The sequence below is a fragment of the Persicimonas caeni genome (assembly GCF_006517175.1).
GTDB classification, from domain to species: domain Bacteria; phylum Myxococcota_A; class Bradymonadia; order Bradymonadales; family Bradymonadaceae; genus Persicimonas; species Persicimonas caeni.
The window spans coordinates 3517568-3544023 of record NZ_CP041186.1; the positions used below are offsets into that span (position 1 = coordinate 3517568).

Sequence of the window (26456 nt, forward strand, 5' to 3'; positions counted from 1 at the left end):
GGGAGTTTCAGGCGCCGAAGATCGCTTCGCGCACGCGGCTCAGGCCTTCGAGACTGTGGATGTCTTGAGCGAAGAAGGGCACTTGAACCATGGGGATGGATTGAGGGATCTCCTCGCGCAGGCGCAGGAGGCTGCCGGCGTCTTTGAGCGCCAGGGTGTAGAACTCGGCGGCGTTCTCGCGCAGGTTCTCGGCGAGTTCGCGACGCGTCTCTTCAGACAGCGCGCCGACAGGCTCTTCGAGGGCTTCGAGTTCGTTCATCAGGCTGACGAGCGGGCGTTTGAGCTCCGCTTCGGGCACCCAGTTGGGATGTACGCGGTTGACCACGAAACCACCCACCGCCACCTGCTGACGGGTGCCGAGTTGCTCGTAGAAGAACAGCGCCTCGTCGAGCTGCAGCGGATCGGGGGCGGTGACCACCACGAAGGTCGCCTTGTCGCCCATCAGCAGCTCGCGCACCTGGTTGGCGCGGTCGCGAAATCCCTCGAACATCGACGAGAAATTGCGCAAAAAGACGGCCAACTCGTCGAGAAAGGCGGTGCCGGTAAATTTGCTCAGCGCTTTGACGACGTAAGACGTCCCTGCCGAAAACAGGCCCAGGCCACTGCGGCCGGTCAGAAGGTTGGGCTTGTAGATCCACTGAAGCGCCTTGTTCTCGACGGCGTCGGCCAAGCGCACCGGCGCCTCCAGAAAGTCGAGCGCGTGGGTCGTCGGCGGGGTGTCGAGCACGATGAGGTCGTAATCCTCTTCGGTGTGCAACTCCAAGAGCCGCTCGGCCGCGGCATACTCTTGGGTGCCGGCCAAGCTCGTGGAGAAGTACTTGTAGATCTTGTTGTTGAGGATCTCTTGCCGGTTCTCCTCGCTGGCCGAGTAGCGATCGACCAGGTGATCGAACGACTGCTTCATGTCGAGCATCATCCCCCACAGCTCCCCTTTGGGCTCGAGTCCGTGCTCGCGAAACTGGTCGAGCGGGATGCGTTGCGGGGTATTCTCCAAGGAACTGACGCCCAGGCTATTGGCCAGGCGCTTGGCCGGATCGATCGTCAGTACGAGAACCTTTCGGCCCTCGACGGCTGCGTGGAGCGCGATGACGGCGCTGGTGGTCGTCTTGCCCACACCACCCGAACCGGCGCAAACCACCAGCTCACGTCCGGCGATCAGCTTCGAAAATGCTTCGCGATCAGCTTCCATCGATTGCAGGCTCATTGCGCTGAGAGGGCAGTCGGCTCTTGTTCGCCCGAAATCTGGGCGGCGAGCTGGTCGGCGATTTTCGAGATGACCGGGAACGTGACGCGGTCGGTGAAGTGATACGGCACGTAATACAGCGGCAGATCGACCTCGTTCTCGAGGCGCTCGAGGTACTCGTTCTGCAAGTCGACGCGCTGGCCGCGAAACGACGCCGCGTCCAAAAAGCCGCCGAGCAGCTCGCTGTCGGGGGCCACGGCGTCACGCGCCTCGTCGATCCAGTCGTATTGTTCTTGGCTGAAAAGCGGCGGGTAAACGCCGTTGGCGATGATCGAGGTCGTCGCCAGCCCCATGCGCTCTTGGAGCTCGTCGCGCATCATCAGCGTCTCGTTGACCGGCATTTCCTCGGGCAGCGTCACCAGGTTCAACGCCGTTTTCGCCGGATCTTGGAGCAGGTCTTGGATGCGCTTGGCCTCCTCGTACATATGCCCCGAGCTGATAAACCCGGTGATGACCGACGGGATCTGCAAAAAGAAGAGCCCGTGGCCGGTCGCCGGCGCGTCGACCACGACCTTGTCCCACACGTACGAGCCGTCGGTGGCGACCTCGGTGGCGTGAAAATAGGCCTTGCCGAGCATCAACAGGTCGTTGAGGCCGGGAATCGAGCGCAGAAAGGAGCTGATGATGCGGTTCTCGAACACGGCCTTGTAGATGAGCTTGACCTTCAAGATCATCAGGCCGTACTCCTCCAGCGCAGCGTCCGGGGTGACGTTGACCGCGAAGAGGTTGTCCTCGACCTCCACGATGTCACTTCCCACGGACGACGAGCCGAAAAAGGAGCTCACTTTGTCTTTGACGTTGAGCTCCATCAACAGCGTACGCTCACCGCGCCGCGCGCAGCTGAGCGCGTAGGCCGACGAGATGACCGTCTTTCCGACGCCACCCTTGCCGGAGAAAAGCACGAAGCGTTGGTCTTGAAGGCTCAAGGGATTCGCCTCACTCGAAGAAACAACTGGCGAGAGTACAAATGGGCCGCCCGGCGCGAAATTTAAACCTTGGCTGACGTGGAAGCAAGCGCATATCCCAGCGCCTCGACGCTGGCCGGACGAGCTTCAACCTCGACGTCGGTGCCGACCTCGTTGTGGTTGCGCTTGACGTAGCCCAGAGCGATCGGCTTTTGCAGGCGCGGGGACCATACCGAGCTGACCACCTGCCCGACGACCTTGCCCTCGCGCTCGATATCGGCACCCACGCGCGGCGCCGCGCCTTCTCCGAGCACCAGCGTGCGCAGCAATCGGGCCGGAGTGCCGCGGGTGTCGAGCCGCGCGATGATCTCTTGGCCCAAGTAGCAGCCTTTATTGAACGAGATGGCGTGGTCGAGTCCGGCTTCCAGCGGGATACGCTCCTCAGTCAGCTCTTTGCCAAACCTCGGCACACCCGCCTCGATGCGAAGGGTCTCGAGCGTATCGAAGCCCACCGGCGTGACCGCGTCGTTGGCGTCGATCAGGGTCCGCCACACCCGGTCGGCTGCTTCGCTGGCACAAGAGACGTCGAAGCCCGGCCCTCCTGTCAGCGGCACGCGCTGGATGACGACATCCTCGTCGCCCATCGCGCCCCAGGTGCCCGCGAACTCCTCCAGGGACGTCACCCGATGCTCGGTGTCACACACCCTGTCGAGCAGCTCGGCGGCCTGCTCGCCGTACAGGCTCACACGCGCGGTCTGCTCGCTGCGGTCGACCAGCGTGACGTCTTCGGTGATGATGTGCCGGCGAAGGTGCGACAAGAGTCCCGCCTCGAGCACACCCGGCTCGAGGTCGAGCACCAACATCTCGGGCATATGGAGGACGCGCGCTTCGGCGATGAGCCTGCCGACCTGGTTGACCGCCGTGGTGATCTGGCCGGAGCCTTCCTCAGCCAACTGGAACAAATCGCTGGTCACGAGCCCCTGCAGCCACGGCACAGCATCGCTGCCGGTGACCACCAGTGTTTCGCGCCAGGAGTGGTCTGCCAACCCCAGCCCCTCGCCGCGCACCGCGTGATACTCGGTATCCGGATCGCCAAAATCACCGACGACCTCGACCGCACGCCACTCACTCCACTTGGCGCCGTGCTCGTCGAGCTGCTCTTTGAATGCCTTCGTTCTGCTCATTGACCGCTACCTCGTTCTCACAGGTCGACCATCGACTTTTGCATAACCTAGACACGACCGCATTGCCACCCGCGCCTTCCGCGTGTTAATTCATCGCCGTCGTAATCGCCCCCCGCGCAGGGTAGTCCAAATGCCGAAGAACTCTCCCAAACCCGCTCGTTCGACCGGTGAGCTGAGCGACCTGACGGTCGATGAACTGTTGCTCTCCGACTACGAGGGACCGATCCCCACCCACGTCGCCGTGATCATGGACGGCAACGGTCGCTGGGCGCAGCAACGCGGCATGCGCCGCATCAAAGGCCACCGCCAGGGCGCCCACTCGGTGCGTCGCGTCGTCGAGGCGTGCCGCTACTTGGGCGTCGAGGCGCTCACGCTGTACGCCTTTAGCACGCAAAACTGGGGACGCCCCGAAGACGAAGTCACCGGGCTGATGACGCTGTTCGACCTCTACATCAAAAAGGAGCGCGAGCGCCTGATGCGAAACGGGGTGCGAATCCAAGTCATCGGCCAGCGCTCACAGCTCGGCCGGCGCCTGCGCAAGTCGATCACCGATCTCGAAGAGGCCACCGCCGACAATCGTGACCTGTTGTTGCAGGTGGCGGTGAGCTACGGCGGCCGTGAGGAGATCCTGCAGGCCGCGCGCAACCTCGCCAAGGCTGCCGTCGACGGCGCCCTCGCCCCCGACGATATCACCGAAGCCACCTTCGAAGAGCAGCTCTACACCAGCGGCGCCCCCGACCCCGATTTGGTCATCCGCACCAGCGGTGAGCTGCGCATCAGCAACTTCTTGCTCTGGCAGATTGCCTACAGCGAGCTGTACGTGACCGACGTGCTGTGGCCCGACTTCGACGAGGCGCAACTACTGCGCGCCTTCGACTCGTTTGGCGGCCGCGAGCGCCGCTTCGGCAAGACCAGGGAACAAATCAAACAATCCGACTAGTTTTGGAAACACCATGAGCGATTTTCTTTCGGCCCTTACGGGCGACATGACGGGCGAGAAGAAAGAAGAGACGCCGCATCCCGTGGCCCTGACGATCGCCGGCAGCGACAGCGGCGGCGGCGCGGGCATCCAAGCGGACCTGAAGGCCTTCGCGGCGTGCGGCGTCCACGGAGCCTCCGTGCTCACGCTTGTGACCGCCCAGAACACCCAGGGCGTCTCGGGCTTGGAAATGCTCCCCGAGCATCTGGTTCGTGCTCAATTCGAAGCCGTGATGGGAGACCTGCGGCCCGCGGCCGCCAAGACCGGCGCCCTCGGAAGCGAAGCGGTCATCGGCACCGTCGCCGAAGCGCTCTCCGAGCGTCCCATCGACAAACTCGTCGTCGATCCGGTCATTGTCTCGAAGCACGGGGATCCGCTCATGCCCGAGCGTGCCCAGCGCATGATCCGCGACCGGATGCTCGAAGGTGCGATGTTGGTCACGCCCAACCGTCACGAGGCCGAGGCGCTTTGCGGCCGCGAGGTCGGCAACGTCGCCTCGATGAAAGAGGCGGCCAAGCGCATCTACGACTTCGGGGTACAGCACGTGCTTATCAAGGGCGCACACTTCGACAAGATCGTGCGCGATATCTTCTTCGACGGCACCGGCTTTATCGAATTCGGCGCCGACCGCATCGACAGCAGCCGCGTACACGGCTCGGGATGCGTCTATTCGGCCGTCATCACGGCCCGTTTGGCGCTCGAGGACGAACTGCCCGAGGCGATTGGCTTTGCCCGCGACTTTATCAGCAAAGCCATCGAGAACGCGCCGCTAGTGGGTCGAGGCATCGCTCCCGTCAACCCGATGCACGAGTACTGGACGTAATTGATGTCACAATCGCCACAGCTCACCCTCGAGCAGATCGCCCGGCTCACCGGCGGCGAACTTCTGTGCGGCGATGCAGACCTCGTCATCAGTGAAATCGGCACCGACTCACGAGCTCCCTTTGCGCAAAATAGCCTCTTTGTCGCTCTCGACGGCGAGCACTTCGACGGCCATCGCTTTATCACCGAGGCGAGTGAGAAGGGCGCCGCTGCCGCGTTAGTGAGCCACGGTGACCCATTGGCTTACCCAGATGTGGCGCTCATCCGAGTCGACGATACGCTCGAGGCCCTCCAGCGACTCGCGGCCAGTTGGCGCGGACTCTTCGACGTCCCGGTGGTCGGCATTACCGGCTCGAACGGCAAGACGATCGTCAAAGACATGCTCGCCAGCATCTTGGCGCAAGAGCAAACCGTCTTTCGCAGCCCCGGCAGCTACAACTCGCAGATCGGTGTGCCGCTCTCACTGCTCGGCATCCGCCCCGAGCACGATATTGCCGTGATCGAAGCGGGCATCAGCCGTATCGGTGAAATGGAGCGTCTCGAGCCGATGATTCGCCCGACGCTGGGCATCATCACCAATATCGGGCTCGCCCACGCCGCCGGCCTCAACGACCTCGCCACCACCGCGCGCGAGAAGCTCGAACTTTTTGCCAATCTGGACGACCGCCCGCTGATCTATCCCGCCGAGAGCAAGCCCCTGGGGCGTTACAAGCTGCCCGGCACCCCTGTGTCATTTGCCATCGCACCTGGCAAAGATGCTCCTGGCGACGAAAAAACCGACGCTGATTATCTGGTCGAGCGAGTCGCGCAGACCTCCCAGGGGTTTGCATTCTCGGTGCAATTTCCCGACGGCGCACATCACCCGTTCGCCCTCAACGTGCCCGGTCGCCACAACCTAGCGAACGCGGCGGCGGCGATCGCAGCTGCCGATACTCTTGGTGTGTCTGTCGAGGCCATTCGCGAGGGCTTGGCTGCCTTCGAACTGAGTCCGTTGCGCCTCGAGATGCACACCACCCAGGAGGGTGTCACCTTCATCAACGACGCCTACAGCTCCGATCCGGTGAGCGCGCGGGCCGCGCTGAGTGTGCTCGAGCACTATGCCGGCCAACAGCGCGCAATCGCCATCTTGGGCGATATGCTCGATCTCGGCGCGCGCTCGACCGCCGCTCACCGTCAACTCGGCCAGGTGGTCGCACACACGGGCATCGACCGGTTGATCTGCTACGGCGAGCGCGCGCAGACCATCGGCAAAGCGGCGCAAACTGCCGGCATGACGGCCGATCACATCGACTGCGTCGACTCCATCGACACGCTGCACGACCTGCTCGAGCGCGAATTGCGCTCGGGCGACGTGGTGCTGTTCAAGGCGAGCCGCACCATGGGACTGGAGCGCGCCGCCGAACGCCTCCTCGAGAGCGTGGCGCCGGCCCGGCTCTACATCGACCTCAACGCCATCCGCGACAACTATCACGCCATTCGCCGCCATGTCGGCGACGGCACGGGGCTGATCGCCGTGGTCAAGAGTTTTGGCTACGGCAACGACTCGACGCGCGTCTCGCAGACGCTCGCCCGCGAGGGGGTCGACGCGCTCGCCGTCGCATACGCCGACGAGGGCATCCCACTTCGAAAACGCGGCCTGACGCTGCCAATACTGGTCACCAACGCCCTCGCGTCCGAGGCGGACAAGCTCGTCAAATACGACCTCACCCCGCTGGTCTACTCGCGAGGAGTCGTCGACGCGCTTCGCACCCAAGCGCGCCGCTTCTCTAAACGCGTGCACGTTCACCTCGAGGTCGACACCGGCATGAACCGCGTGGGGCTCAAGCCCGACGAGACCTTGAGCTTCGCCCGCGAGTTGGCCGCGATCGACGAGATCGTCATCGAAGGGCTGATGACCCACTTCGCCGCCGCCGACGACCCCGACGAGGACGCCTTCACCCGCCAACAGATCGACACCTTCAAAACGGTGCTCGACCAACTGCACGCCGAAGGCATCCATCCGAATGTGGTCCACGCCGCCAACACCGCCGGCGCCTGGCGCTTTCCCGACGCCCATTTCGACCGCGTGCGCGTGGGACTCGGTCTCTACGGCCTCTCGCCGACTCCTGCCGTTTCACGTGAAACAGACGGTACACACGCGGCGCTAGCCTTCACCACCCGCATCATCCACCTCAAAGACGTCGCCGCCGGCGAAACGGTCGGCTACAACCGCACCTGGACCGCCGAGCAGCCCCGCACGATCGCCACGATCGCCGCCGGCTACAACGACGGCTTCCCCCGCTTCATGTCCAACGGCGGCGAAGTCCTCATCGGCGGCCGGCGCTGCCCGGTCGTCGGCAACGTCTGCATGGACGTGTCGATGGTCGACGTGACCGACGTCCCCAACGCCAAGGTAGGCGACGAAGTAGTTATCTTCGGGCACCAAGGCAGCGAGGCGATCACCGTCGACGAAATCGCTGGGCGCGGGGGGACGATCAGCTACGAGCTCCTGTGCAATATCTCGCCGCGCGTCCGACGCATCTTCGTTCGGCAGTGAGTGCGCGGAGGGCGCGGAAGCGCGGAAGCGCGGAAGCGCGGAGGCCATTGAACCACTCGAAACACGGAAGAGCTATGGAGTACCATGGAAGCACTGAAGAACACTGAGCAATGCCACGCCGCGCCCGGGCAGCGCGCGGCAACCTGAACTCCGTGTTCACCTCCATCTTCCTCCACGCTTCCACGGTCCTCCATAGCTCTACCGTGCTTCCACGGCCTCAAGGCCTCTACGCCTCAATGCCCTCCCTGTCCTCGGTGCCCTCCACGGCCTCCACGCCCTCCCCGGCCTCCAAGAGCTCGAAGTTGGTATATCGCCTGATCCCCACCGTCGCCGACCCGAAGTTGAGCACCAGCCCACGCGTTGCGTCAGCCGCCTTCACGTACCGCCCTAACTGATTGTAGTGCTCATCGGTGATCTGCTTGACGACCTTGAGTTCCACCACGACGGTGTCGGCGATCCATAGATCGGCCCGGCCGGTCGTGACCGTGCGCCCGGCGTACTCGATCTCGATCGAGTGCTCCATCTCACAGGCGATCCCCTCATCGCGAAGCGCCTCGCACAACAACTCCTGGTACAACGACTCGCGCAGTCCGGGGGCGGTGTTCTTGTGGATATCGATCGCTTTGCCGATGATCGTCTCGGTCAGAACGTCATTCGCTACTTCCTCATGATATGCCATTTGTATGCTCCAAAATTGGTGGTTGAGTTTGTCTTGGAGGTAACGCACATCCCCTCCATTACTGTTTTCGGCAAAACCAACCAATTCGTTGCGTACTTTTTTGGCAGGGGTGCTCAAATCGCGGCCTAGACGGCGTCAGAGGCCGCCCCACCAGCCCGCAGCTCTGTTGACGTAAAGGCCGTGGAGGCCGTGGAGGCCGTGGAGGCCGTGGAGGCCGTGGAGGCCGTGGAGGCCGTGGAGGCCGTGGAGGCCACGGAAACCCCGAGGCCATTGAGCCACTCGAAACACGGAAGAGCTATGGAGTACCATGGAAGCACTGAAGAACATTGAGCACCGCCACGCCCCGCCCAGGCAGCGCGCGGCAACCTGAACTCCGCGTTCACCTCCGTCTTCCTCCACGCTTCCACGGTCCTCCATAGCTCTACCGTGCTTCCACGGCCTCAAGGCCTCCACGCCTCAAGGCCTCCAAGCCTCAAAGCCTCCACGGCCTCCACGGCCTCAAAGCCTCCACGGCTTTTCGCCAGTTGCTACGTGAGGGGCATCAGAGCTAAAGATCACCTTGAGGCACAAACCTTCCCCAAGAGGAGCCACCCATGAGCCAGCAAGCTGTTGAATATATCGAGGAAAACAAAGAGCGTTTCCTCGACGAACTCAAAGAATATTTGCGCATTCCGAGCATCTCGACCGACCCCACCCAGAAGGACGAAGTGGCGCGCTGCGCACGCTGGGTGGCCGACCACCTCGAAGAGATCGGCATCGACACCGTCGAGATCGAGGAGACCGCCGGCCATCCGATTGTCTATGCGGAGCACTGCAAGGCGCCGGGCAAGCCGACGATTCTTATCTACGGGCACTACGACGTGCAGCCGCCCGATCCGCTCGACCTGTGGGATACGCCGCCCTTCGAGCCCGACGTGCGCGATGGCAAAATCTTTGCGCGCGGTGCCACCGATGACAAAGGGCAACTCTTTGCCCATGTCAAAGGCCTCGAGGCGCACCTTCAGACGAGCGGCGAATTGCCCGTCAACGTCAAGCTGCTCATCGAGGGGGAAGAGGAGGTCGGCAGCCCGAACCTCACTCCCTGGGTCCTCGAGAACAAGGAGCGCTTGGCGTGCGACGCCGTCGTCATCTCCGACTCGTCGATGTTCGCTCCGGGCGTGCCCACGATCACCTACGGGCTGCGCGGCCTGACCTACTTCGAGGTCACCGTGACCGGACCGAGCCACGACCTGCACTCGGGACTCTTTGGCGGCACCGTTCCCAACCCGATCAACGAGCTCGCCAAGATCATCGCGCAGCTGCACGACGCCGACGGCCGCATCGCCGTGCCCGGCTTTTACGACGACGTCATCGCCCTCGAAGACGACGAGCGCGAGCAATTCGCTTCGCTGCCGTTCGACGAGGAGGGCTACCTCGCCGAGACCGGTGCGCCGGGGCTCCAGGGCGAGGAGGGCTACACCACCCTCGAGCGCAAGTGGGCGCGGCCAACCCTCGACTGCAACGGCATCTGGGGCGGCTTTATCGGCGAGGGCGCCAAGACGGTGCTTCCGTCGACGGCGTCGGCCAAAATTTCGTGTCGCCTGGTGCCGGGCCAAGATCCCGCCAAGGTGCTCGAGTTGTGCCAGAACTACATCGAGGAGATCGCCCCCGACACGGTCAAGGTCGAGTTCAAGCCCCACCACGGTGGGGATCCGGTGCTCATCGACCGCGACAACGAGACCGTACGCGCCGCCTGCCGCGCGCTGCAGAAGTCGTGGGACGCCGAGACCGTCTTCACCCGCGGTGGCGGCTCGATTCCGGTCGTAGCGACGTTCTCCAATGAACTCGAGTCGCCGACGATCTTGATGGGTCTCGGCCTCGACGACGATCGGCTTCACAGCCCCAACGAAAAGTTCAACCTCGAATGCTTCTACAAGGGCATCGAGACGAGCGCATACCTGTGGAACGAATTGTAAAGAGCACGCGTTTTCTAGGTGCGACCTGGTTGCCCGTCACCGCCGCCCTGCTCGGCTTGCTCATCGTGGGCTCGAGCGGGGTGGGTTGTGACCGGGCCTCGTCCACATCGGCGTCGGCCCGTGCCGACGCCGAGCACCGACAACAGCGCGAGCGTCTTTTGCGCGATCGTGCCTCGACCATCGCCGTCATCCACGCGCGACGCGTCAGGCTCATCGCCGAGGACATGGCCAAGCTACATCCTCGCTCTACACGCAGCGAGGCGTCACGCGAGGCCAAAAAGCTCCTCGAGGAAATCGTTCCGAACGAATCTGAGAACCGAGGTCTACGATGAAATTGTTCGTCGCCATGGGAAGTCTGTTGGGGCTGCTCGGCGTCGCCGCCGGCGCGTTCGGCGCCCACGCGCTCGAAGCACGCCTCGACGCCGATATGCTCGCCGTCTGGGAAACCGCCGCCAAATACCAGATGTACCACGCGCTGGCGCTCTTTGGCGCCGCCTGGCTCGTCGGCCAGACTCAAACCACCTGGGCGACCGTCGCCGGCTGGGCCTTTTTGGGCGGCGTCGTCGTCTTCTCCGGCACGCTGTACGTCCTCGCCCTGTCGGGCATCAAATGGTTGGGTGCCATCACGCCCATCGGCGGCACCGCGATGATCGTGGGCTGGTTTTGCTGCTTTATGGCGGCGCTCAAGCTGAACTGAATGAGTCTCAACTGCCGTCTGAGGCCCTCTTTTGACGGCTTCGCTACGCTACGCCGCCACCTCCCCGCTCGGGGAGGGGTGGCAATATAGGACGTACTAGAAATGCATATCGGTCATACCCCACTGAATCTCGAAACCATCGAACGCGTCGTCTTCGACCACGTGACGGTCGAGATCGCTCCCTCCGCCCATCCCAAGATCGAACAAGCCGCCCAATTCGTGCGTGAAATGGCCCAGAGCGGCGAAGCCGTCTATGGGGTGACCACCGGCTTTGGCGCCAACCGCGACCGTGTGATCCGCCCGGAGGACGCCGAAACGCTGCAGGAACGCCTTTTGGTGAGCCATGCGTGCGGCGTCGGTCAGCCCCTTCCCACGGAGGTGGTGCGTGCGATGATGCTGCTACGCATCAACGCGCTGTCGCAGGGCAACTCCGGCATTCGCCTGTCTACGCTGCAACTGCTCGCCGACATGCTCAACGCCGGTGTCCATCCGGTCATCCCGGAGCTTGGCAGCGTCGGCGCCAGTGGCGATCTCTGCCCCCTGGCCCATATGTGCCTGCCGCTCATCGGCCTGGGCGAAGCGGAGTTTGAAGGCGAAAAACTCAGCGGCGAGGAGGCGATGATGCGCGCCGGTTTGCAGCCGGTCCGCCTGACCTACAAGGAGGGCCTGGCGCTCCTCAATGGCACCCAGGCGATGACCGCCGCCGGCGTGGTCGCCGCCATCCGCTTTCGCCAATTGCTCGACTGCGCCGATACGGTCGGCGCGATGAGCCTCGAAGCAGTCGCCGGCCGCCTCGCCGCGCTCGACCCGCGCATCCACGAGATTCGCGGCCGCAAGGGACAAATCGACAGCGCACGTGCACTGCGCGCCTTATTGGCAGACAGCGAACTGGCTGGCGCCGCTCCCGGCACCGTCGAGGGCAAGGTCGAGTACGTCCAAGACTCCTACTGCCTGCGATGCATGCCGCAGGTTCACGGCGCGAGCCGCGATGTGCTCGACCACGTCATCGACGTATTGACCACCGAGGCCAACGCCGTGACCGACAACCCATTGGTCTTCCCGCCCGAAGATGGCCGCGAAGGCGCGATTTTGTCGGGCGGCAACTTCCACGGCCAACCGGTGGCTCTCGCGCTCGACTACCTGAAGACTGCCATCGCCGAGATCGGAAGCGTCTCGGAGCGACGCTGCGCGAAGCTCACCGACAAGTACTTCTCGGAGGGCCTGCCGCCCTTCTTGGTGTCGAATCCGGGCCTGAACTCCGGGATGATGATCCCGCAATACGTCGCCGCCGCGCTCGTCTCGGAGAACAAATCGCAGGCATTCCCCGCTAGCGTCGACTCCATTCCCACCAGCGCCAACATGGAAGATCACGTCTCGATGGGCATGCACGCCGCGCTGCACACACTGCGCGCGCTGACCAACGTCGAGACGATCGTCGGCATCGAATACCTCATCGCCGCCCAGGCGCTCGACCTGCGAAACGGCCATCGCCTCGGCGAAGGCACCCGCCGCGCCCAAACACTGTTGCGCGAACACGTCGAGTTCATGAAGCACGACCGCGTGCTCTACCCCGACATCGAAAAAGCCGCCACGCTGGTGCGTGACGGCTCACTCGCTGAGACGGTGTCGGATTTCTTTGAATGAACGCCCTGCAGAAGTTGAAGCGCCCTCGCCCTTCAATAGAGAGCTCTCAGCTACCCGAAAGCTCCGCCAACAGCTTGGGAAGTTCAGCCTGGACGACGGGCATGCCGCCGTCTTTGGAGATGGCGCCGGCCGCACCGATGCGCTCGGCGGTCTCCTCGAGTTCTGCAGCCTCGATGCCCGAGACGATGATGACGGGCACCGACTCGAGTTGGGTGATCGCGTGCAGGGCGGCGACCGGGTCGCGCTCGCCGAGACCGGGCAAGTTCAAGTCGCTGACCACCACCGCGGGCGCCTCGTCGAGGACCACCTCGTCGACCTGGCTGAAGCTGTTGCACGTGATCGTCCGATAGCCCGCCTGTTGGCAGACCATGTCGAGCATCTGCAAAATCAGTTCGCTGTCGTCGATGATCAGAACCAGTGGTTTCATGGCTGTCGTCTCAGCTCTTAGTCGAAGCGACTTCTTCGATGATCTGACGCAGCGTCGCGCCGGGCACTTCGCCCTTGATGAGGAAGCGATTGGCACCGGCGTCGAGCGCCTCTTCTTGAACTTCGGGATCTTGTAGACTCGTCAACAAGATCACCGGCAACTCGGAGAACCTCTCGTGGCTCCGGACCGCTGCGAGTAGCTCCATACCACTCATCTCCGGCATCTGCACGTCGCTTAGCAACAGATCGTACGATTCTTCCTCGAGCCGGGCCAAAGCCTTGGCGCCGTTGCGCGCGATCTCGATCTCGAAGGGGCCTTCTGAAAGAACAAAAGCGATGGACGCCGCGATGGTCTCGACGTCCTCGGCGATGAGGATCCGGTGCTGGCGAGCCTCGGGAGGAAAGTCGCCGGCGGGCACGTCGGGGGCGATCTCCAACAACTCCTTGACGCGATTGAGGAGCTCGCCGCCTCCGATCGACCCCTTGATAATGTAGTCGGTGGCGCCGGCCTCGATGCCCGCGTCGCGCTCGTCGGGACGGTCGAGGCTGGTGAGCAAGATCACCGGGATGTCGCTCATGTATTCGTCACTGCGAATCATGCGCGTGAGCGCCATGCCGTTCATTCGGGGCATGTCGACGTCACTGACGACCAACGAGTAGGGACGCTCGCGAAGCATGTCGAGCGCCTCTTCGCCGTTTTCGGCCATGTCGATGGGGACGTCGAGCTCCGACAACACGAAGCCCACGCTGGCGGCGATCGCCTCGATGTCGTCGACGATGAGAATGCGCTTTTCGACCGGCCCGTCATACTCCTCGAATCGCCGACGCGCCGGCTTTCGGGGCGCGGCTTCCAACGGCTGCGTCGTGCGCATCTGCGCCATATCTTCTGGTTGGTCAGACAGATTGGCGGCTTCGGCGGAGGACTCGGCAGACGATGGCGAGTTTGCCGATGCCGCTTCACGGCACGTCTCGAGCATGCGTACCACGCCTCCGGCTTGTTCTTCGTCGATCTCGAGCCCAGGGTGATTGACGGCCCCTTCGAGCAATTGGAAGCCACGCATCAACGAGCGTACCGGCCATGTCCGCTCGTCGGGCTCGTAACGCTTCATGTCGAGCACGACCTTTTCCATGGCGCTGACAAGCTGGGCGATGGTGGTAAAGCCCACCATCGACGCGGCCCCTTTCATGGCGTGCAGGTGGCTGGCGGTCTGGTCGAGCGCGTCTTTGCTGGCGCGCTCGCTAAAGATCCCCATCATCGAGATCGACAAGCCCGACAAGCGCTTGCGCGCCTCTTTGCGGAACATCGCGTGGAATTGTGCGGCGGGATCGTCGGGCGCCTCGCTCCCGTGGGCGGCCACCTCGTCGGGCGCCTCGCGCGCCTCCAATACGTCGGCGAGGGCGCGCAACCCCTGCAGCACGACCCCCAGGCGCGCCTGATCGGTCTCGGCCTCATCTTCGAGCTCCCCGAGCACCTGGCCGAGGCCGTCAGCGATCGTGCGAAAGCCTTTGGACAACTGCCCGTCGGTCAACGCCAACTCAGCAAATCTCAGGCGAACGTCGACCAGCTCATCCACAAGCTCTTCGACAACGGCTTCGGCATCCGAATTCATGGACATCCACGGCACTTCAGTACGGAACGACAACTTTTCACGTGAAACAATTTCGTTCGCCCATGATACGACGCCGCTGCTTCGGAAGGCAAATGTGCTAGCTCCTCTGCCAACACCGCCACAGCGCGCGCCCTCGTCGCACCGCCGGCGTACTCGAGTCGCCGCTGCGCACCAGCGGCGCGAGCACCGCGGCGGCATCTTGGGCATACCCCTGCCCTCTCAATAACTCGGCGAGGGCAACCCGCGCCGGCCACAGGTTCGCGTCGCAGCTAAGCGCCTGGTTGAGCGACTCGACCGCGCCACGAAAATCGCCCTGGTCGCGCCGCACGAGCCCGAGGGCGTACCACTGGTAAGCCCCACGCGGCCGAAGCTGCAGCAGCCCGTGAAAGATCGCCGCCGCCTGCGCCAGCCGACCGCGCGAATAGAACAAAAACCCGAGGCGCGACAAACTCCACGCCTCCACATCATCGAGCGCCATGATCACTCCCTTCGCAACTTGTAGACGTAACTGAGAACTTCAGCGACCGGCTCGTAGAATTCGGCCGGGATCTCGTGGTCGACGTCGAGATCGACCAGCGCACGGGCCAGCTCGACGTTTCGAATGGTCGGAATGCCGTGGCGCCGCGCGATCTTTTTGATCTGGCGCGCCAACTCGCCACGCCCCGCGGAGACCACCTGCGGCGCGCCCATCGACTCCTCTTCGTAGCGTAGCGCGACGGCTACATGGGTCGGGTTGACGACCACCGCGTCCGCCTTCTTGACGTTTTTGATGCCCGTGTCTTTGAGCAACTCGCGGTGAAACTGCTTGCGCTTGCTCTTGATCTGCGGGTCACCCTGACTCTCCTTGTGCTCGCGCTTGACCTCGTCTTTGGACATCATCAGGCTCTTCTCGTGCTTGTGGCGCTGCCACAAAAGGTCGATCACGCCGAAGACCACGAGCGCGCCGCCCAAATATGCACACAGGTCGAAGGCCACCGTGCCCAGCACCTCCATCGACTGCCACAGCCCCATACGTGGGAGTTGCACGAGCACGCCGAGTTTGTCGCCGATGACGAAGTAGCCGAGCACCCCCGATACGCTCAATTTGCCGACATTCTTGGCCAAATCGACGAGCTTCTTTGGCTCGACGAGGCGCTTGAGTCCCGCCGCCGGGTTGAGCCGCTCGCCCTTCGGGATCAACGGGTCCATCGTAAAGAGCGCGCCAATCTGCACGTAATTGAAGAACCCCGCGGCCACGAACCCCACCGCCAGCACGGGCGCGATCATCCACGACAGCTCCACCAGCGCCGCCATCATGAACGGCCCGATGTCGGCCGACGTCGGATCCCGGCTGGAAATGAGTCCAATGCTCTCGACCACCAGCCCCGCCGAACGCCGCACGATCTCGGTCATCCAAAACGCCAGCGCCGCCCCGGCAAAGAGCATCACCATCGCACCGGTAAACTCTGCCGACTTGGCGACATTGCCCTCTTCGCGGGCCTTGCGCCGGCGTTTGGCAGTTGGTTTTTCGCTCTTCTCACTCATGAGCCCAGCTCAGCTCTTTGAACGGCGAGTAATCACCACGGGGGCCACGGAGTAAGAACAAAATCTCTTCCCCGTGCTCCCCGTGTCTCCGTGGTGAACCCTCTCTCACATTAGCTCCATCAGGCCCATCACGTGTGTGACGCCCAACGCGGCCTCTTCCAGGAAGCGATCGACCACGACCTGCAACCCCACGAGCAACACGCCCACCCCCAACACCGCTTTGAGCGGCATGCCCAGGAAGAAGACGTTGATCTGCGGGGCGGCCTTATTGATGAGGGCGAGCATCAGGTTGGCGAGCAGGATGGCGGCGACGACCGGGAACGCGAGCAACACGCCCAGGGCGATGGCGTCGGCGGTGAGCCGCACGATGCTGAAGGTGATCGCCTCGAGCTTGACCCCCAATTCGGGGAAACTCTGCGGTGGTACGATGACATAGCTCTTGACCAACGCGGTCAAAAAGAGCCGGTGGCCGCCGGTGACCAGAAACATCACGACGCCCAGCTGGTACAGAAACTCCGCCGACACGCTCGTCTGCGTCTTGAGCTGCGGGACGAAGGCCGTCGCCATGGTCTGGCCGCGGGCGCCGTCGATGACCTGGCCAGCCACACGCAACGCCTCGAAGGCGAGCGCGGCGACGAAGCCGAGCATCAGGCCGACGACGAGCTCCTTGACGACCAGCGCGCCAAGCTCGAGCGAGCCAGCCGGCAGCGCGCCGGCCGCTCCCGTCTCCCACACCGCGGGGTACACCATCACCGTCAGCGCCATCGCGATGCCCATCTTGACCGGCTGAGGCACAGTTTGTCCGCCCAGATAGGGCACCAGATAGACCACCGGCACCAGCCGAGCGGTCACCAGCGCCGCCAGCACGATCATCTGGTTGATGCCCTGCTGGACACCCTCGTCTGTGAGAAACTCCCACATGCGCGATTCCTAGAAGAGCCCTGGAAAACCCTCGAAGAGCATGCGCGTAAAGCGCAATAGCTGAGCGCCGATCCACGGCCCGGCGATGACCAAGCTCGCGAACACGGCGATGAGCTTGGGCACGAAGGTCAGCGTCTGCTCTTGGATCTGCGTCGTCGCCTGAAAAATGCTGATCAGCAGGCCCGTCACCAGGCTCGCCAGCACCGGTGGCGCCGAGGCGACCAAGATGAGCAAGAGGCCCTCACGAGCGATCTGCAAGATGTAGTCTTCCATCGTTTAAGGGTGACTTAGGGTGACTAAGCTCGCCGATTCGAACGCTTCGAATCTATCAGCCGCTGTAGAAAGTAGCTGACGCCATCGAGTTCATAATGGAGTTCGTCAGCCTCTCCGGCGTCTAAGAATCCCAAGTCCTGGCAAATGAAGATCTGTGTCGAGAGCTCGGACAGCGACGCACGGGAAATGTACAGAAAGCGGAGAAAGTCTCGATCTGAACCTCGAGCGGCTCCCTCGGCAATATTCGAAAGAACTGACACCGCCGACCGCCTCATCTGCGACTGCAAACCAAACTTCTCATTTTGAGGAAACGACGGCGTCACCCGATATACCCGCGCCACAAGCTCACGACCCTTTTTCCAAGCCAACAGTTCCTCATGCGGCCACTTCCCACGCCTCTTTTTCTTTCCGCGCCAACCCATCCGATCCTCCTCAAAGTAACCCTTAGTAACCCTTAGTAACCCCTAGTAACCCTTAGTAACCCTTAGTAACCCTTAGTAACCCTTAGTAACCCTTAGTAACCCTTACTCGTTCACACGTAGCCAAGCACCAGCCCCTTCACGACCAAAAACCACCCGTCGACGAGCACGAAGAGCAGCAACTTGAACGGTAGGCTGATCGTGGTCGGACTGAGCATGTGCATACCCAGGCTGAGCAAGATATTGGCGATGACCATGTCGATGACGATGAACGGCACGAAGAGGATAAACCCGATGGTGAACGCCTCCTTGAGCTCGCTGACCACAAACGCCGGCACCGCGACGATCAGGTCGCTTTGCTCGAGGCCCTCGCGCTGGTCGGGTGGGCGCAACTCGCGGGCGAGCTCGTAGAGGAGCTGCTTTTCCATCGGGTGTGCGTGCTTGTTCAAAAAGCTCTTGAGCGGGGCGGCGGTGCGCTTGGCGAGGTCGCGGTACTCGTCGAAGCCGGGGCGCTCCTCGGTCTCCTCCATCTGGGCGACCATCGGCTCGACCTCCGTGTAGATCTGCATGCCCACGGGCGCCATGATGTAGATGCTCAACACGATGGCCAAGCCGGTGATCACCTGGTTGGGCGGCACCTGCTGCGCGCCGATCGCGGTGCGCAGCAAAGACAAGACGACCGCGACCTTCACGAAGCTCGTTACCATGATGAGCAAGAACGGCAGCAGCGCGAGCAAGCCCAACGCTACCACCAGCCCAATTGGGCTCTGCGAGCCACCGCCCGGCATTTGCGCAAACGCCGGCACCGCCGGCAGAAACAACGCACTGAACGTGATGAGCGAAGAAAATCGCCGACTACGACTGCGGCTATAAGCTGATTGACCGGCACACATGCCCTACCCTCTCCGAAGAAGCGAACGCAGTGACGCAGTTCCAAGACCCCAAGACCCCTCTATTACTGTTTTCGGCAGAGAGGGCCGATTCGTTGCGTACTTTTTTGGATTTTTTTCGGGAGGGAGAAGCCGTCGCATCAATCGCGTCGGCGTTTTCGTCTATTCTTCAGACACTTGCGAGACAAGAAACTCACACGCGTCTTCTTCAGAAAGTTCGCTCAGAAGCGAAATCCCTGTTTCGGTATTGCCGATCACCAAGAACCTACTAGCCACCCGAACGACCATAATCGAACGGTTCGGACCGACGGAAAGACGGTCCAGAATCTCCATGCGCTCGGTTCCGGCTTGGACTCCGGCGAGTCGCCCCAGTCCCCAGCGCAAGATCGCATAGGCGAGCAGGCAGACGAGGCCTACTGAGATGACCATCTTGAGGAGCATGCCGCCGTAATCGGAGTGGACGGCGGGCGTTTGCGCGGCCACATCGGCCGCAGGCGCGGGTGGTTGAGAGACGGGAAAGGCGAGGAGGAGCGCACCGCCCAGAAGAATGAGGCCGGCGAGGATAAAGGCCGTTTTGCGGTGCTTGGAGATGTTCATGGGACTTTCCCTCCGCGAGTCCTTGCTTTGCGGCGCCCCCCATCCGCCTCGCGCTGTACTTCGCGCTCGGCACCTTCCCCTGGGGGAAGGGCTGTCCTTGCGCAAAGCTACCACTGTGATTCTCGCTAAGGCATCCCTTCCCCTCGGGGAAGGTGCCCGAAGCACAGCGAAGGGCGGATGGGGGGCCTCGCAAAGCTAAGCCTGCATGAATTGCTCAAACATCCACGTTCGGATTCAAGCTATACAGCCCCACGATCGACGCCTCGTCGAGGATATGCGGCTCGATGGCGTCGAGCACGTCTGCGGCCGTGAAGGTGCCTTCGACCGGACACTTGGCCACGTCGAGCGCGTAGAGCGTGAAGTGGTAGTGGTGGACGATCGAGTCGTTCCACGGAGGACACGGTCCGTCGTAGCCGAAGAACTCACCCTCCATGTCGGGATTGCCGTCGAACCAGTTGGTGTAGTCGTTGATCCCCTGGCGGGTGCCGTGGGGAGCGTCCGGTCCTTTTTTACCGTGTGCGGTCACTTCCTCGGAGAATTCGCCCTCGTCGATCCCCTCGAGTTCGGGATCGATGTCGACGAGCACCCAGTGGTAGAAGTCGATGCGGTCGAGGTCGGAGGGAACCTCGCGGCCCTCCTGGTTGACGTCGTCCGGCTTGCTGGGCACGTCCGGGTCGTGGCAAATCAACACGAGTGACTGGGTGTCCTCAGGCAGATCACTCCACGCCAGATGCGGGTTGAGGTTGTCGCTGAACGTGGCGTGGCTCGCCGGGTCGGGCACGCAAAACGCATACTGTCCAGGGATCTCGTCGCCGTCGTCGAAACTTTCGCTATACAGTTCCATCGTCCGTTAACCTCCAATTTGTGGTAAGTTCGCGAACGACTATAGGCAGCAGGTGGGGGGAAGGCAACTGACAACGACCGTTGCCATGTCTAAGATGAATAGTGAGGCCGCCCAGACCGTTGTTTCAGAGAGCTGTTTCTACCAAGGCCGATACATCCTATGAGCAACTTCAAAGACAGGTTCGTTCGCGCGGTACGCGCTAACCTGAACGACGTTCTCGACCGGGTCAAAGACTTCGAGCAGCGTGGCGGGTTCGAAAAGCTGTTCGACTCGATCGCCGACGGTGATTGGGAGCAGATCGGCGGCGAACAAAGCAGCAAACGCTCGAGCAGCGCAGGCACGGGCTCCGGGGAGAAGACGATCCGCGAGTACTACGCCAACCTGGAAGTGCCCTACGGCTCCGATCTCGAGACGGTCAAAGAATCCTACCGCCGTCTGATGCGCCGCTATCATCCCGACCGCTACGCCAACGACTCGGACATGGAAGAGCTCGCCACCGAGCTCAGCCAGGAGATCACGCAGGCCTACCACGCGGTCAAAAACTGGCTCGAATCGGGACGTTATTGAACGTCATATTCACCCCGGGGAGCACAGGGACACGGCGAAAAACCAAAAGGCCTTTCTCTGTGTCCCCCGTGTCTCCGTGGTGAACCCTACTCCTCAACACCCGCGCGGCGGCAGATCTCGTCGATCAATTCTTTGCTGCCGCCGTCCAAGCGCGTAAACGCCACGCCCATGCCCGTATTTTCGGGCGACGAATCGACCCGCACGACCTCACCCTCGCCTTTGACCTCCTCGATGTCGTCGAGGATGACCGAGAACTGCAAGGTGACCTTGGTGCCCACCGGCAGCGGGTTCTTCGAGCGGATGAACACCCCGCCCTGCGAGATATTCGAGACATACTCGGCGATGTAGTCCTCGATGCACTCGAACTCTTGGTTGATGATCACCCGCGTGTGCTGGCGGTGCTCGGCGGCAGCCCAAGAGCCGCTGCTGGTCGTCGCTGGGTCGTTTGTCGTCACGTCTGCTCCGTATTGACCGCTCAACCCCAAGATGAGTCTTGGGGCTGTAGCGGCGCTGGCTTCGCTGGGGGCGAGCCCCCGCTCCGCCCACTATACTACGATGCCCCGGCGATCTCGAACGATTCCATGTGCCGGTCGCTTTGAGACTTGTAGTGAAACTTCTTGCCCGCGTCCTTGGCGAGCTTGTCGAGCGCCTTTCGCTCGACGCCGCGCAGCACCTGGATGACCTGTGGGGACGCTTGGATGTAGATGTCTTCTTCTTTGATGAGCGGAATCTCGCGCTTGAGCTCGCGGATGAGCTCGTAGGCGACCGTCTCTTTGGACTTCACGAAGCCACGCGAATCGCAGTACTCGCACGGCTCGCAGAGGAACTGGTGCAGCGACTCGCGCACGCGTTTGCGGGTCATCTCGACGAGACCGAAGTCCGAGATCGCCAGCGCGTTCGTGGTCACCCGATCTTTTTTGAGCGCCTCTTCGAGCGCGCGGTAGACCTTCTCGCGGTGGCCAGCCTCCTCCATATCAATGAAGTCGATGATGATGATGCCGCCGATATTGCGAAGTCGAAGCTGGTAGACGATCTCGTCGACCGCCTCGAGGTTCGTCTTGAAGATCGTCTCTTCGAGACTGCTCGACCCGACGAACTTGCCGGTGTTGATGTCGATGGAGGTCAGCGCCTCGGTCTTGTCGAAGACCAACTCGCCGCCCGACTCGAGCTCGACGTGACGCGACAGCGCCCCGTTGATCTCGGGCTCGATGCCGAACGCGTCGAAGATCGGCTCGTCGTAGTCGTACAGGTCGATGAAATCGACGTACTCGGGCATGAACTTCTCGACGTAGTTGCGCACGCGCTCGTACGCCTCCTTGTCGTCGACCACCAGCCGCTCGAGGTTGGGCGTGAACAGGTCACGCGCCACGCGCAGCAGAAGGTCGGGCTCTTCGTACAGCAGGTACGGAGCCTTCACCCGGCTGCACTTCTCGAGGATTTCTTCCCACTGCTTGGTGAGCACGTCGATCTCGCGACGAATCATCTCCTCGGAAGCGTTCTCGCTGACGGTGCGCACGATAAAGCCGGTGCCCGGCTGGCGCTGCTCCTCGACGATCTTGCGCAAGCGCTTGCGCTTTTTGTCGCTCGAGATGCGCCGCGAGATGCCGATATGCGACACGGTGGGCATGAAGACCAAAAAGCGGCCCGGGATCGAGATATGGCTGGTCAGCCGCGCGCCCTTGGTGCCGATAGGCTCCTTGGAGACCTGGACCATGATCTCTTCGCCCTCGTTGAGGACGTCTTGGATATTGACGCGCTTTTTGTTCTGGCTGCGCGACGGCGGCGGCCAGAGCTCGGCGTCCTCGTCGACAAAGGCGGCCAGATCTTCTTCGAAATCGTAAAAATCGCTGACGTGCAAAAAGCCGGCTTTCTGCTGGGCGACGTCGATGAACGAGGCCTGCATGCCCGGCAGGACGCGCACGACCTTGCCTTTGTAGATATTGCCGACGACATCGCGATCGCGCTTTCGCTCGATGTAGAACTCGCTGATGATGCCGTCTTCGACCAGGGCTACACGTGTCTCTGCACTCGTGGAGTTAACTACCAGAAGGTCGGACATAAAAACCTATTTTTTGGTACTCGGAAAATGTGTTGAACCACCCGGCTGAGGCCGAAAGCTTGGGAGGCAGACCTTCAAGGTCTGGTCCAGCGCTGGACGCGCTGCCTCCAAAACAAGGAGCCACAGCGAAGGTAGCAAGATAGCTGTCTTGGCCGCGAAATCTCGCGATTAGAGCTGCCCTCGACCCGCCGGCTTTTTTGGTGGCCGCGAGTGCTGGGCGCTCTGTAATAAAGCGTGCGCGAGCGAATTCATTTCGCGTTGGCCGCCCCCCTCCGATTCTGGCACGGAAGGAGCGCGACCGGTCGCATTTTTATAGCATACGATGTGGCGATCAACTAGGAATGAGTAACAACGATGCGACAGCGCCGCCACTCGAAGATCATGACATCGATGTCATGATCGGAGCGGTGTTTCACAGAAATTGAAACATCTCTTGGGACCCGATCGCCCCGCCACGCCTCTCACGCGCCGATCCTCACTCTTGGCACGGCACGTGCAAGGTTCTGTCGGGCACGGGAGGCCAACACGTTCCCCCAACGATCCAGAGCACTCCCGACACGGACAATTGATCCGCACGAAAGCGCCGGCCTGCGGGCCGGCGTTTTCTGTTTTTGGAATGTCTTTGTTGTGCGCCGGGTTCTCCCTATTGACAACGCCGAAATTGTCGCTACCCTCGTACCTGCTAGGCGACGTCTCGGTGTTCAATTCCTCCAGTTCGGGGAATTGTGCGTGAGTCTCAGCAGTACTTTCCGGTACGCCGAGTCGCATATACCAGCCAGTTTGTTTCCTCTGATAATATCGGTGTGCGCGACCCACGTTGGCTTCGGCTCTGCGTAGGGCCTCGGTCAGCGCCGCACGGCACCCCAAATTTTTTAATCTTGTCAAACCCACCTCGCCCGATCGTCGCTCGCTGCCGAACGTTCCCGTTCGTGTGTGCGTCTGTGACCTCGCGCGAAGGACGCAATACCTACCTACCTTGTTGAAAGGTCCCTTCGAGGAGTCTTCATGAACCTGAAAGAACTCAAAGAAAAGAAAATTGGTGAGCTCACCAAGATGGCCAAAGAGGCCAAAATCGACGGCGCGTCGAACATGCGCAAGCAGGAGCTGATCTTCGCTCTGCTGCAGGCGCAAACCGAAAAGGACGGCCAGATCTACGGGGAAGGCGTCCTGGAAATCCTGCCCGACGGTTTCGGTTTCCTGCGCGCTCCCGATTACAACTACCTGCCCGGGCCGGATGACATTTATGTCTCGCCCAGCCAGATCCGTCGCTTCAACCTGCGCACCGGCGACACCGTCAGCGGCCAAATTCGCCCGCCGAAGGACAACGAGCGCTACTTCGCGCTGCTCAAAGTCGAGGCCGTCAACTACGACGACCCCGAAGATTCGCGCGACAAGATCCTGTTCGACAACCTCACTCCGCTGTACCCGCAAGAGCGCATCGAGCTGGAGTGCGAGCCGGACAACTACAGCCTGCGCATCCTCGATCTGCTCACGCCGATCGGTAAGGGCCAGCGCGCGCTGATCGTGGCGCCGCCGCGTACCGGTAAGACCGTCCTGCTGCAGGACATCGCCCACGCCGTCGCGGCCAACCACCCCGACTCGGCCCTCATCGTGCTGCTCATCGACGAGCGTCCCGAGGAGGTCACCGACATGCAGCGCTCCGTCGACGGCGAAGTCGTCAGCTCGACCTTCGACGAGCCGGCCGAGCGTCACGTCCAGGTCGCCGAGATGGTCATCGAGAAGGCCAAGCGCCTCGTCGAGCACAAAAAGGATGTCGTCATCCTGCTCGACTCGATCACCCGTCTGGCCCGCGCCTACAACACCGTCGTTCCCCCGTCGGGCAAGATCCTGTCCGGTGGTGTCGACTCCAACGCGCTGCACAAGCCCAAGCGCTTCTTCGGCGCCGCGCGTAATATCGAAGAGGGCGGCAGCCTCACGATCATCGCCACCGCGCTGATCGACACCGGCAGCCGCATGGACGAAGTCATCTTCGAGGAGTTCAAAGGAACCGGTAACAGCGAGCTGCACCTCGACCGCAAGCTCATGGAAAAGCGCATCTTCCCGTGCCTCAACATCAACAAGTCGGGCACGCGTAAGGAAGAGCTCCTGATGAACGATCAGCAGCTCAACCGCGTCTGGATCTTGCGCCAGCTCCTGCACCCGCTCAACGTGGTCGACTCCATGGAGTTCCTGCTCGACAAAATGGGCAAGACCGACTCCAACGAGGAGTTCCTTAACAGCATGAGCGGCTAGGGTCTGCATTGGCGTTGCCATTGCAGGAGCGCAGCGATGCCCCCGGTCGCCTTCGCTCCCGGCACCCCGCGCGGAGCGGCGGGGTGCGTATGGTCGGCCTTTCACAAGTGGTCAGTTTTCGGACCTTCGAGTTCGAACCACTTTCGAGAGAGCAACCATGACCACCCCCGCCGCCTCGCGCGGGGGTGGCGGCGCGTAGGCGCCGGGGGGCATCTGTACTACCGGCTACCACCTACAACCAAAGCCCCTCCATGTTCGCCAAACTAGACGAAGTCCAAGGCCGCTACCGCGAGCTCAACAGCATGCTCGCCGATCCTTCTGTCGCCAGCGATCCGCAGCAGTATCAGAAGCTCGCCAAAGAGCATGCGCATCTGCAGGAGATCGTCGACGCCTACAAGCGTTTTCGCGCGGTCGAAGAGGAGCTCGAGGACAACAAGTCCCTGCTCTCCGAGGACGACCCCGAGCTCAAGGAGATGGCGCGCGCCGAGATCGCCCGCCTCGACGCCGAGCGCGAGGAGCTCGAAGAGCGGATCACGCGGCTTTTGATCCCCAAGGACCCCCTCGACGAGAAGAATATTCTCATCGAGGTCCGCGCAGGCACCGGCGGCGACGAGGCGGCGCTCTTCGCCGCAGATCTCTTCCGCATGTACGACCGCTACGCGGCCAACCAGGGCTGGAAGGTGGACATCGTCGAGGCGAGCGAGACCGACACCGGCGGCTTCCGCCAGATCGTCGCGCTCATCGAGGGCGACGACGTCTACAGCAAGCTCAAGTACGAAGGCGGCACCCACCGCGTCCAGCGCGTGCCGGAGACCGAGACCCAGGGCCGCATCCACACGTCCGCGTGCACGGTGGCGATCTTGCCCGAGGCCGAAGACGTCGAGCTCGACCTCGACATGAACGACCTCAAGATCGACACCTATCGCTCGTCGGGCCCCGGCGGCCAGTCGGTCAACACGACCGACTCGGCGATCCGCATCACCCACGAGCCCACCGGCCTGGTGGTCACCTGCCAGGACGAAAAGAGCCAGCACAAAAACAAGGCCAAGGCCCTCAAGGTCCTCAAGACTCGCCTGCTCGAGCAAAAGCGCGAGGCCCAGCACCAAGAACGCGCCGCCGAGCGCCGCGAGCAGGTCGGCAGCGGCGACCGCTCCGAGCGCATCCGCACGTATAACTTCCCTCAGTCGCGTATCACTGATCACCGCATCGGCTACACGACGCGGCGTTTGGAAGATGTACTGAATGGAGACGTCGACGAGGTGCTCGTACCGGTGCACGAGCATTTTCAGGCCGAGAAGTTAAAGGCGCTGAACGACGAATAGTGGTTGAGTGGTTCGGTGGCTAAGTGGTTTCTTGATTGGTGATGCACGGCCGTTCGAGGGTTTCCTGCGTAGAGACCTCCAGGCCAAACCGCTCCGAGCCGGAATGC

25 protein-coding genes and 1 pseudogene are annotated in these 26456 nt (G+C 62.3%); 10 read left to right on the plus strand and 16 right to left on the minus strand.

All coding sequences use genetic code 11. The annotated features are described in order from the left end of the window. Positions 1-7 precede the first annotated feature (7 nt). The 3 genes from FIV42_RS13040 to ygfZ form a co-directional block, all read right to left on the minus strand. Positions 8-1189 carry an ArsA family ATPase gene (locus tag FIV42_RS13040; protein WP_168210615.1) on the minus strand — a complete coding sequence of 394 codons (1182 nt, stop codon included), beginning with the start codon at positions 1187-1189 and terminating at the stop codon, positions 8-10. 11 nt (positions 1190-1200) lie between these two features. Next, entirely contained in the window at positions 1201-2169 is a 969-nt protein-coding gene (locus FIV42_RS13045; protein WP_168210616.1) for an ArsA family ATPase, read from the minus strand. 62 nt (positions 2170-2231) lie between these two features. Continuing rightward, positions 2232-3332: a CAF17-like 4Fe-4S cluster assembly/insertion protein YgfZ gene (gene ygfZ, locus FIV42_RS13050; protein ID WP_141198122.1), complete on the minus strand. Its 1101-nt coding sequence runs from the start codon at positions 3330-3332 to the stop codon at positions 2232-2234. Between the two features lie 130 nt (positions 3333-3462). On the opposite strand from ygfZ, the gene FIV42_RS13055 reads away from it, so the two are divergent. Genes FIV42_RS13055 through alr form a run of 3 tightly spaced genes read left to right on the plus strand, consistent with a single transcriptional unit; the run spans position 3463 to position 7669 of the window. Beyond that, positions 3463-4272, plus strand: coding sequence for an isoprenyl transferase (locus FIV42_RS13055; RefSeq protein ID WP_141198123.1), 810 nt, complete (start codon positions 3463-3465; stop codon positions 4270-4272). Between the two features lie 13 nt (positions 4273-4285). Next, positions 4286-5134, plus strand: a complete 849-nt coding sequence (gene thiD, locus FIV42_RS13060) for a bifunctional hydroxymethylpyrimidine kinase/phosphomethylpyrimidine kinase (protein ID WP_222615448.1) — start codon at positions 4286-4288, stop codon at positions 5132-5134. Between the two features lie 3 nt (positions 5135-5137). Further along, positions 5138-7669 (plus strand): alanine racemase, encoded by a 2532-nt coding sequence (gene alr, locus FIV42_RS13065; RefSeq protein WP_141198124.1) that lies wholly within the window; start codon positions 5138-5140, stop codon positions 7667-7669. A 226-nt stretch (positions 7670-7895) separates the two neighbouring features. On the opposite strand, the gene FIV42_RS13070 is transcribed toward alr, so the two are convergent. Next, positions 7896-8348, minus strand: a complete 453-nt coding sequence (locus FIV42_RS13070) for a GxxExxY protein (protein WP_141198125.1) — start codon at positions 8346-8348, stop codon at positions 7896-7898. Positions 8349-8941: 593 nt separating this feature from the next. On the opposite strand from FIV42_RS13070, the gene FIV42_RS13080 reads away from it, so the two are divergent. The 4 genes from FIV42_RS13080 (at position 8942) to hutH (ending at position 12644) form a co-directional block, all read left to right on the plus strand. After that, entirely contained in the window at positions 8942-10303 is a 1362-nt protein-coding gene (locus FIV42_RS13080) for a dipeptidase (RefSeq protein WP_141198127.1), read from the plus strand. After that, complete coding sequence (locus FIV42_RS13085; protein WP_141198128.1) at positions 10288-10635, plus strand: hypothetical protein; 348 nt, start codon at positions 10288-10290, stop codon at positions 10633-10635. Before FIV42_RS13080 ends, FIV42_RS13085 begins: the two co-directional genes overlap by 16 nt. Beyond that, positions 10632-11000 (plus strand): DUF423 domain-containing protein, encoded by a 369-nt coding sequence (locus tag FIV42_RS13090; RefSeq protein WP_141198129.1) that lies wholly within the window; start codon positions 10632-10634, stop codon positions 10998-11000. The genes FIV42_RS13085 and FIV42_RS13090 overlap by 4 nt, the downstream gene beginning before the upstream one ends. A gap of 102 nt (positions 11001-11102) precedes the next feature. Continuing rightward, positions 11103-12644, plus strand: a complete 1542-nt coding sequence (gene hutH / locus FIV42_RS13095; protein ID WP_141198130.1) for a histidine ammonia-lyase — start codon at positions 11103-11105, stop codon at positions 12642-12644. Positions 12645-12690: 46 nt separating this feature from the next. On the opposite strand, the gene FIV42_RS13100 is transcribed toward hutH, so the two are convergent. From FIV42_RS13100 to FIV42_RS13145, 10 genes and pseudogenes are all read right to left on the minus strand, one after another. After that, positions 12691-13071, minus strand: a complete 381-nt coding sequence (locus tag FIV42_RS13100) for a response regulator (RefSeq protein ID WP_141198131.1) — start codon at positions 13069-13071, stop codon at positions 12691-12693. Between the two features lie 10 nt (positions 13072-13081). Beyond that, positions 13082-14686, minus strand: a complete 1605-nt coding sequence (locus FIV42_RS13105; protein WP_141198132.1) for a response regulator — start codon at positions 14684-14686, stop codon at positions 13082-13084. A gap of 91 nt (positions 14687-14777) precedes the next feature. Beyond that, positions 14778-15158: a tetratricopeptide repeat protein gene (locus FIV42_RS13110; protein WP_141198133.1), complete on the minus strand. Its 381-nt coding sequence runs from the start codon at positions 15156-15158 to the stop codon at positions 14778-14780. A 2-nt stretch (positions 15159-15160) separates the two neighbouring features. Continuing rightward, on the minus strand, positions 15161-16204 hold the full coding sequence (locus tag FIV42_RS13115) for an EscU/YscU/HrcU family type III secretion system export apparatus switch protein (RefSeq protein ID WP_141198134.1): 1044 nt from the start codon (positions 16202-16204) through the stop codon (positions 15161-15163). A gap of 105 nt (positions 16205-16309) precedes the next feature. Continuing rightward, on the minus strand, positions 16310-17125 hold the full coding sequence (locus FIV42_RS13120) for a flagellar biosynthetic protein FliR (RefSeq protein ID WP_141198135.1): 816 nt from the start codon (positions 17123-17125) through the stop codon (positions 16310-16312). A gap of 9 nt (positions 17126-17134) precedes the next feature. Continuing rightward, complete coding sequence (fliQ, locus tag FIV42_RS13125; RefSeq protein WP_141198136.1) at positions 17135-17398, minus strand: flagellar biosynthesis protein FliQ; 264 nt, start codon at positions 17396-17398, stop codon at positions 17135-17137. Between the two features lie 23 nt (positions 17399-17421). After that, positions 17422-17820: a four helix bundle protein gene (locus FIV42_RS13130; RefSeq protein ID WP_141198137.1), complete on the minus strand. Its 399-nt coding sequence runs from the start codon at positions 17818-17820 to the stop codon at positions 17422-17424. Positions 17821-17930: 110 nt separating this feature from the next. Continuing rightward, a pseudogene (sctR, locus tag FIV42_RS13135) lies at positions 17931-18560 on the minus strand (type III secretion system export apparatus subunit SctR); the annotation flags it as partial. 309 nt (positions 18561-18869) lie between these two features. Continuing rightward, a complete protein-coding gene (gene fliO / locus FIV42_RS13140; RefSeq protein ID WP_141198139.1) occupies positions 18870-19304 on the minus strand; it encodes a flagellar biosynthetic protein FliO in 435 nt (144 codons plus the stop codon). A gap of 214 nt (positions 19305-19518) precedes the next feature. After that, positions 19519-20148: a YbhB/YbcL family Raf kinase inhibitor-like protein gene (locus FIV42_RS13145; RefSeq protein ID WP_141198140.1), complete on the minus strand. Its 630-nt coding sequence runs from the start codon at positions 20146-20148 to the stop codon at positions 19519-19521. A gap of 159 nt (positions 20149-20307) precedes the next feature. Between FIV42_RS13145 and FIV42_RS13150 the strand changes: the two genes are divergently transcribed. Beyond that, a complete protein-coding gene (locus FIV42_RS13150; RefSeq protein WP_141198141.1) occupies positions 20308-20715 on the plus strand; it encodes a J domain-containing protein in 408 nt (135 codons plus the stop codon). A gap of 86 nt (positions 20716-20801) precedes the next feature. On the opposite strand, the gene FIV42_RS13155 is transcribed toward FIV42_RS13150, so the two are convergent. Both FIV42_RS13155 and FIV42_RS13160 read right to left on the minus strand, forming a co-directional pair. Then, positions 20802-21170 (minus strand): PilZ domain-containing protein, encoded by a 369-nt coding sequence (locus FIV42_RS13155; protein WP_141198142.1) that lies wholly within the window; start codon positions 21168-21170, stop codon positions 20802-20804. Between the two features lie 95 nt (positions 21171-21265). After that, a complete protein-coding gene (locus FIV42_RS13160) occupies positions 21266-22774 on the minus strand; it encodes an Rne/Rng family ribonuclease (protein ID WP_141198143.1) in 1509 nt (502 codons plus the stop codon). Between the two features lie 1005 nt (positions 22775-23779). Here FIV42_RS13160 and rho point away from each other — a divergent pair. Further along, entirely contained in the window at positions 23780-25027 is a 1248-nt protein-coding gene (rho, locus tag FIV42_RS13165; RefSeq protein WP_141198144.1) for a transcription termination factor Rho, read from the plus strand. Between the two features lie 251 nt (positions 25028-25278). Continuing rightward, entirely contained in the window at positions 25279-26349 is a 1071-nt protein-coding gene (gene prfA, locus FIV42_RS13170) for a peptide chain release factor 1 (protein WP_141198145.1), read from the plus strand. Positions 26350-26456 lie beyond the last annotated feature (107 nt).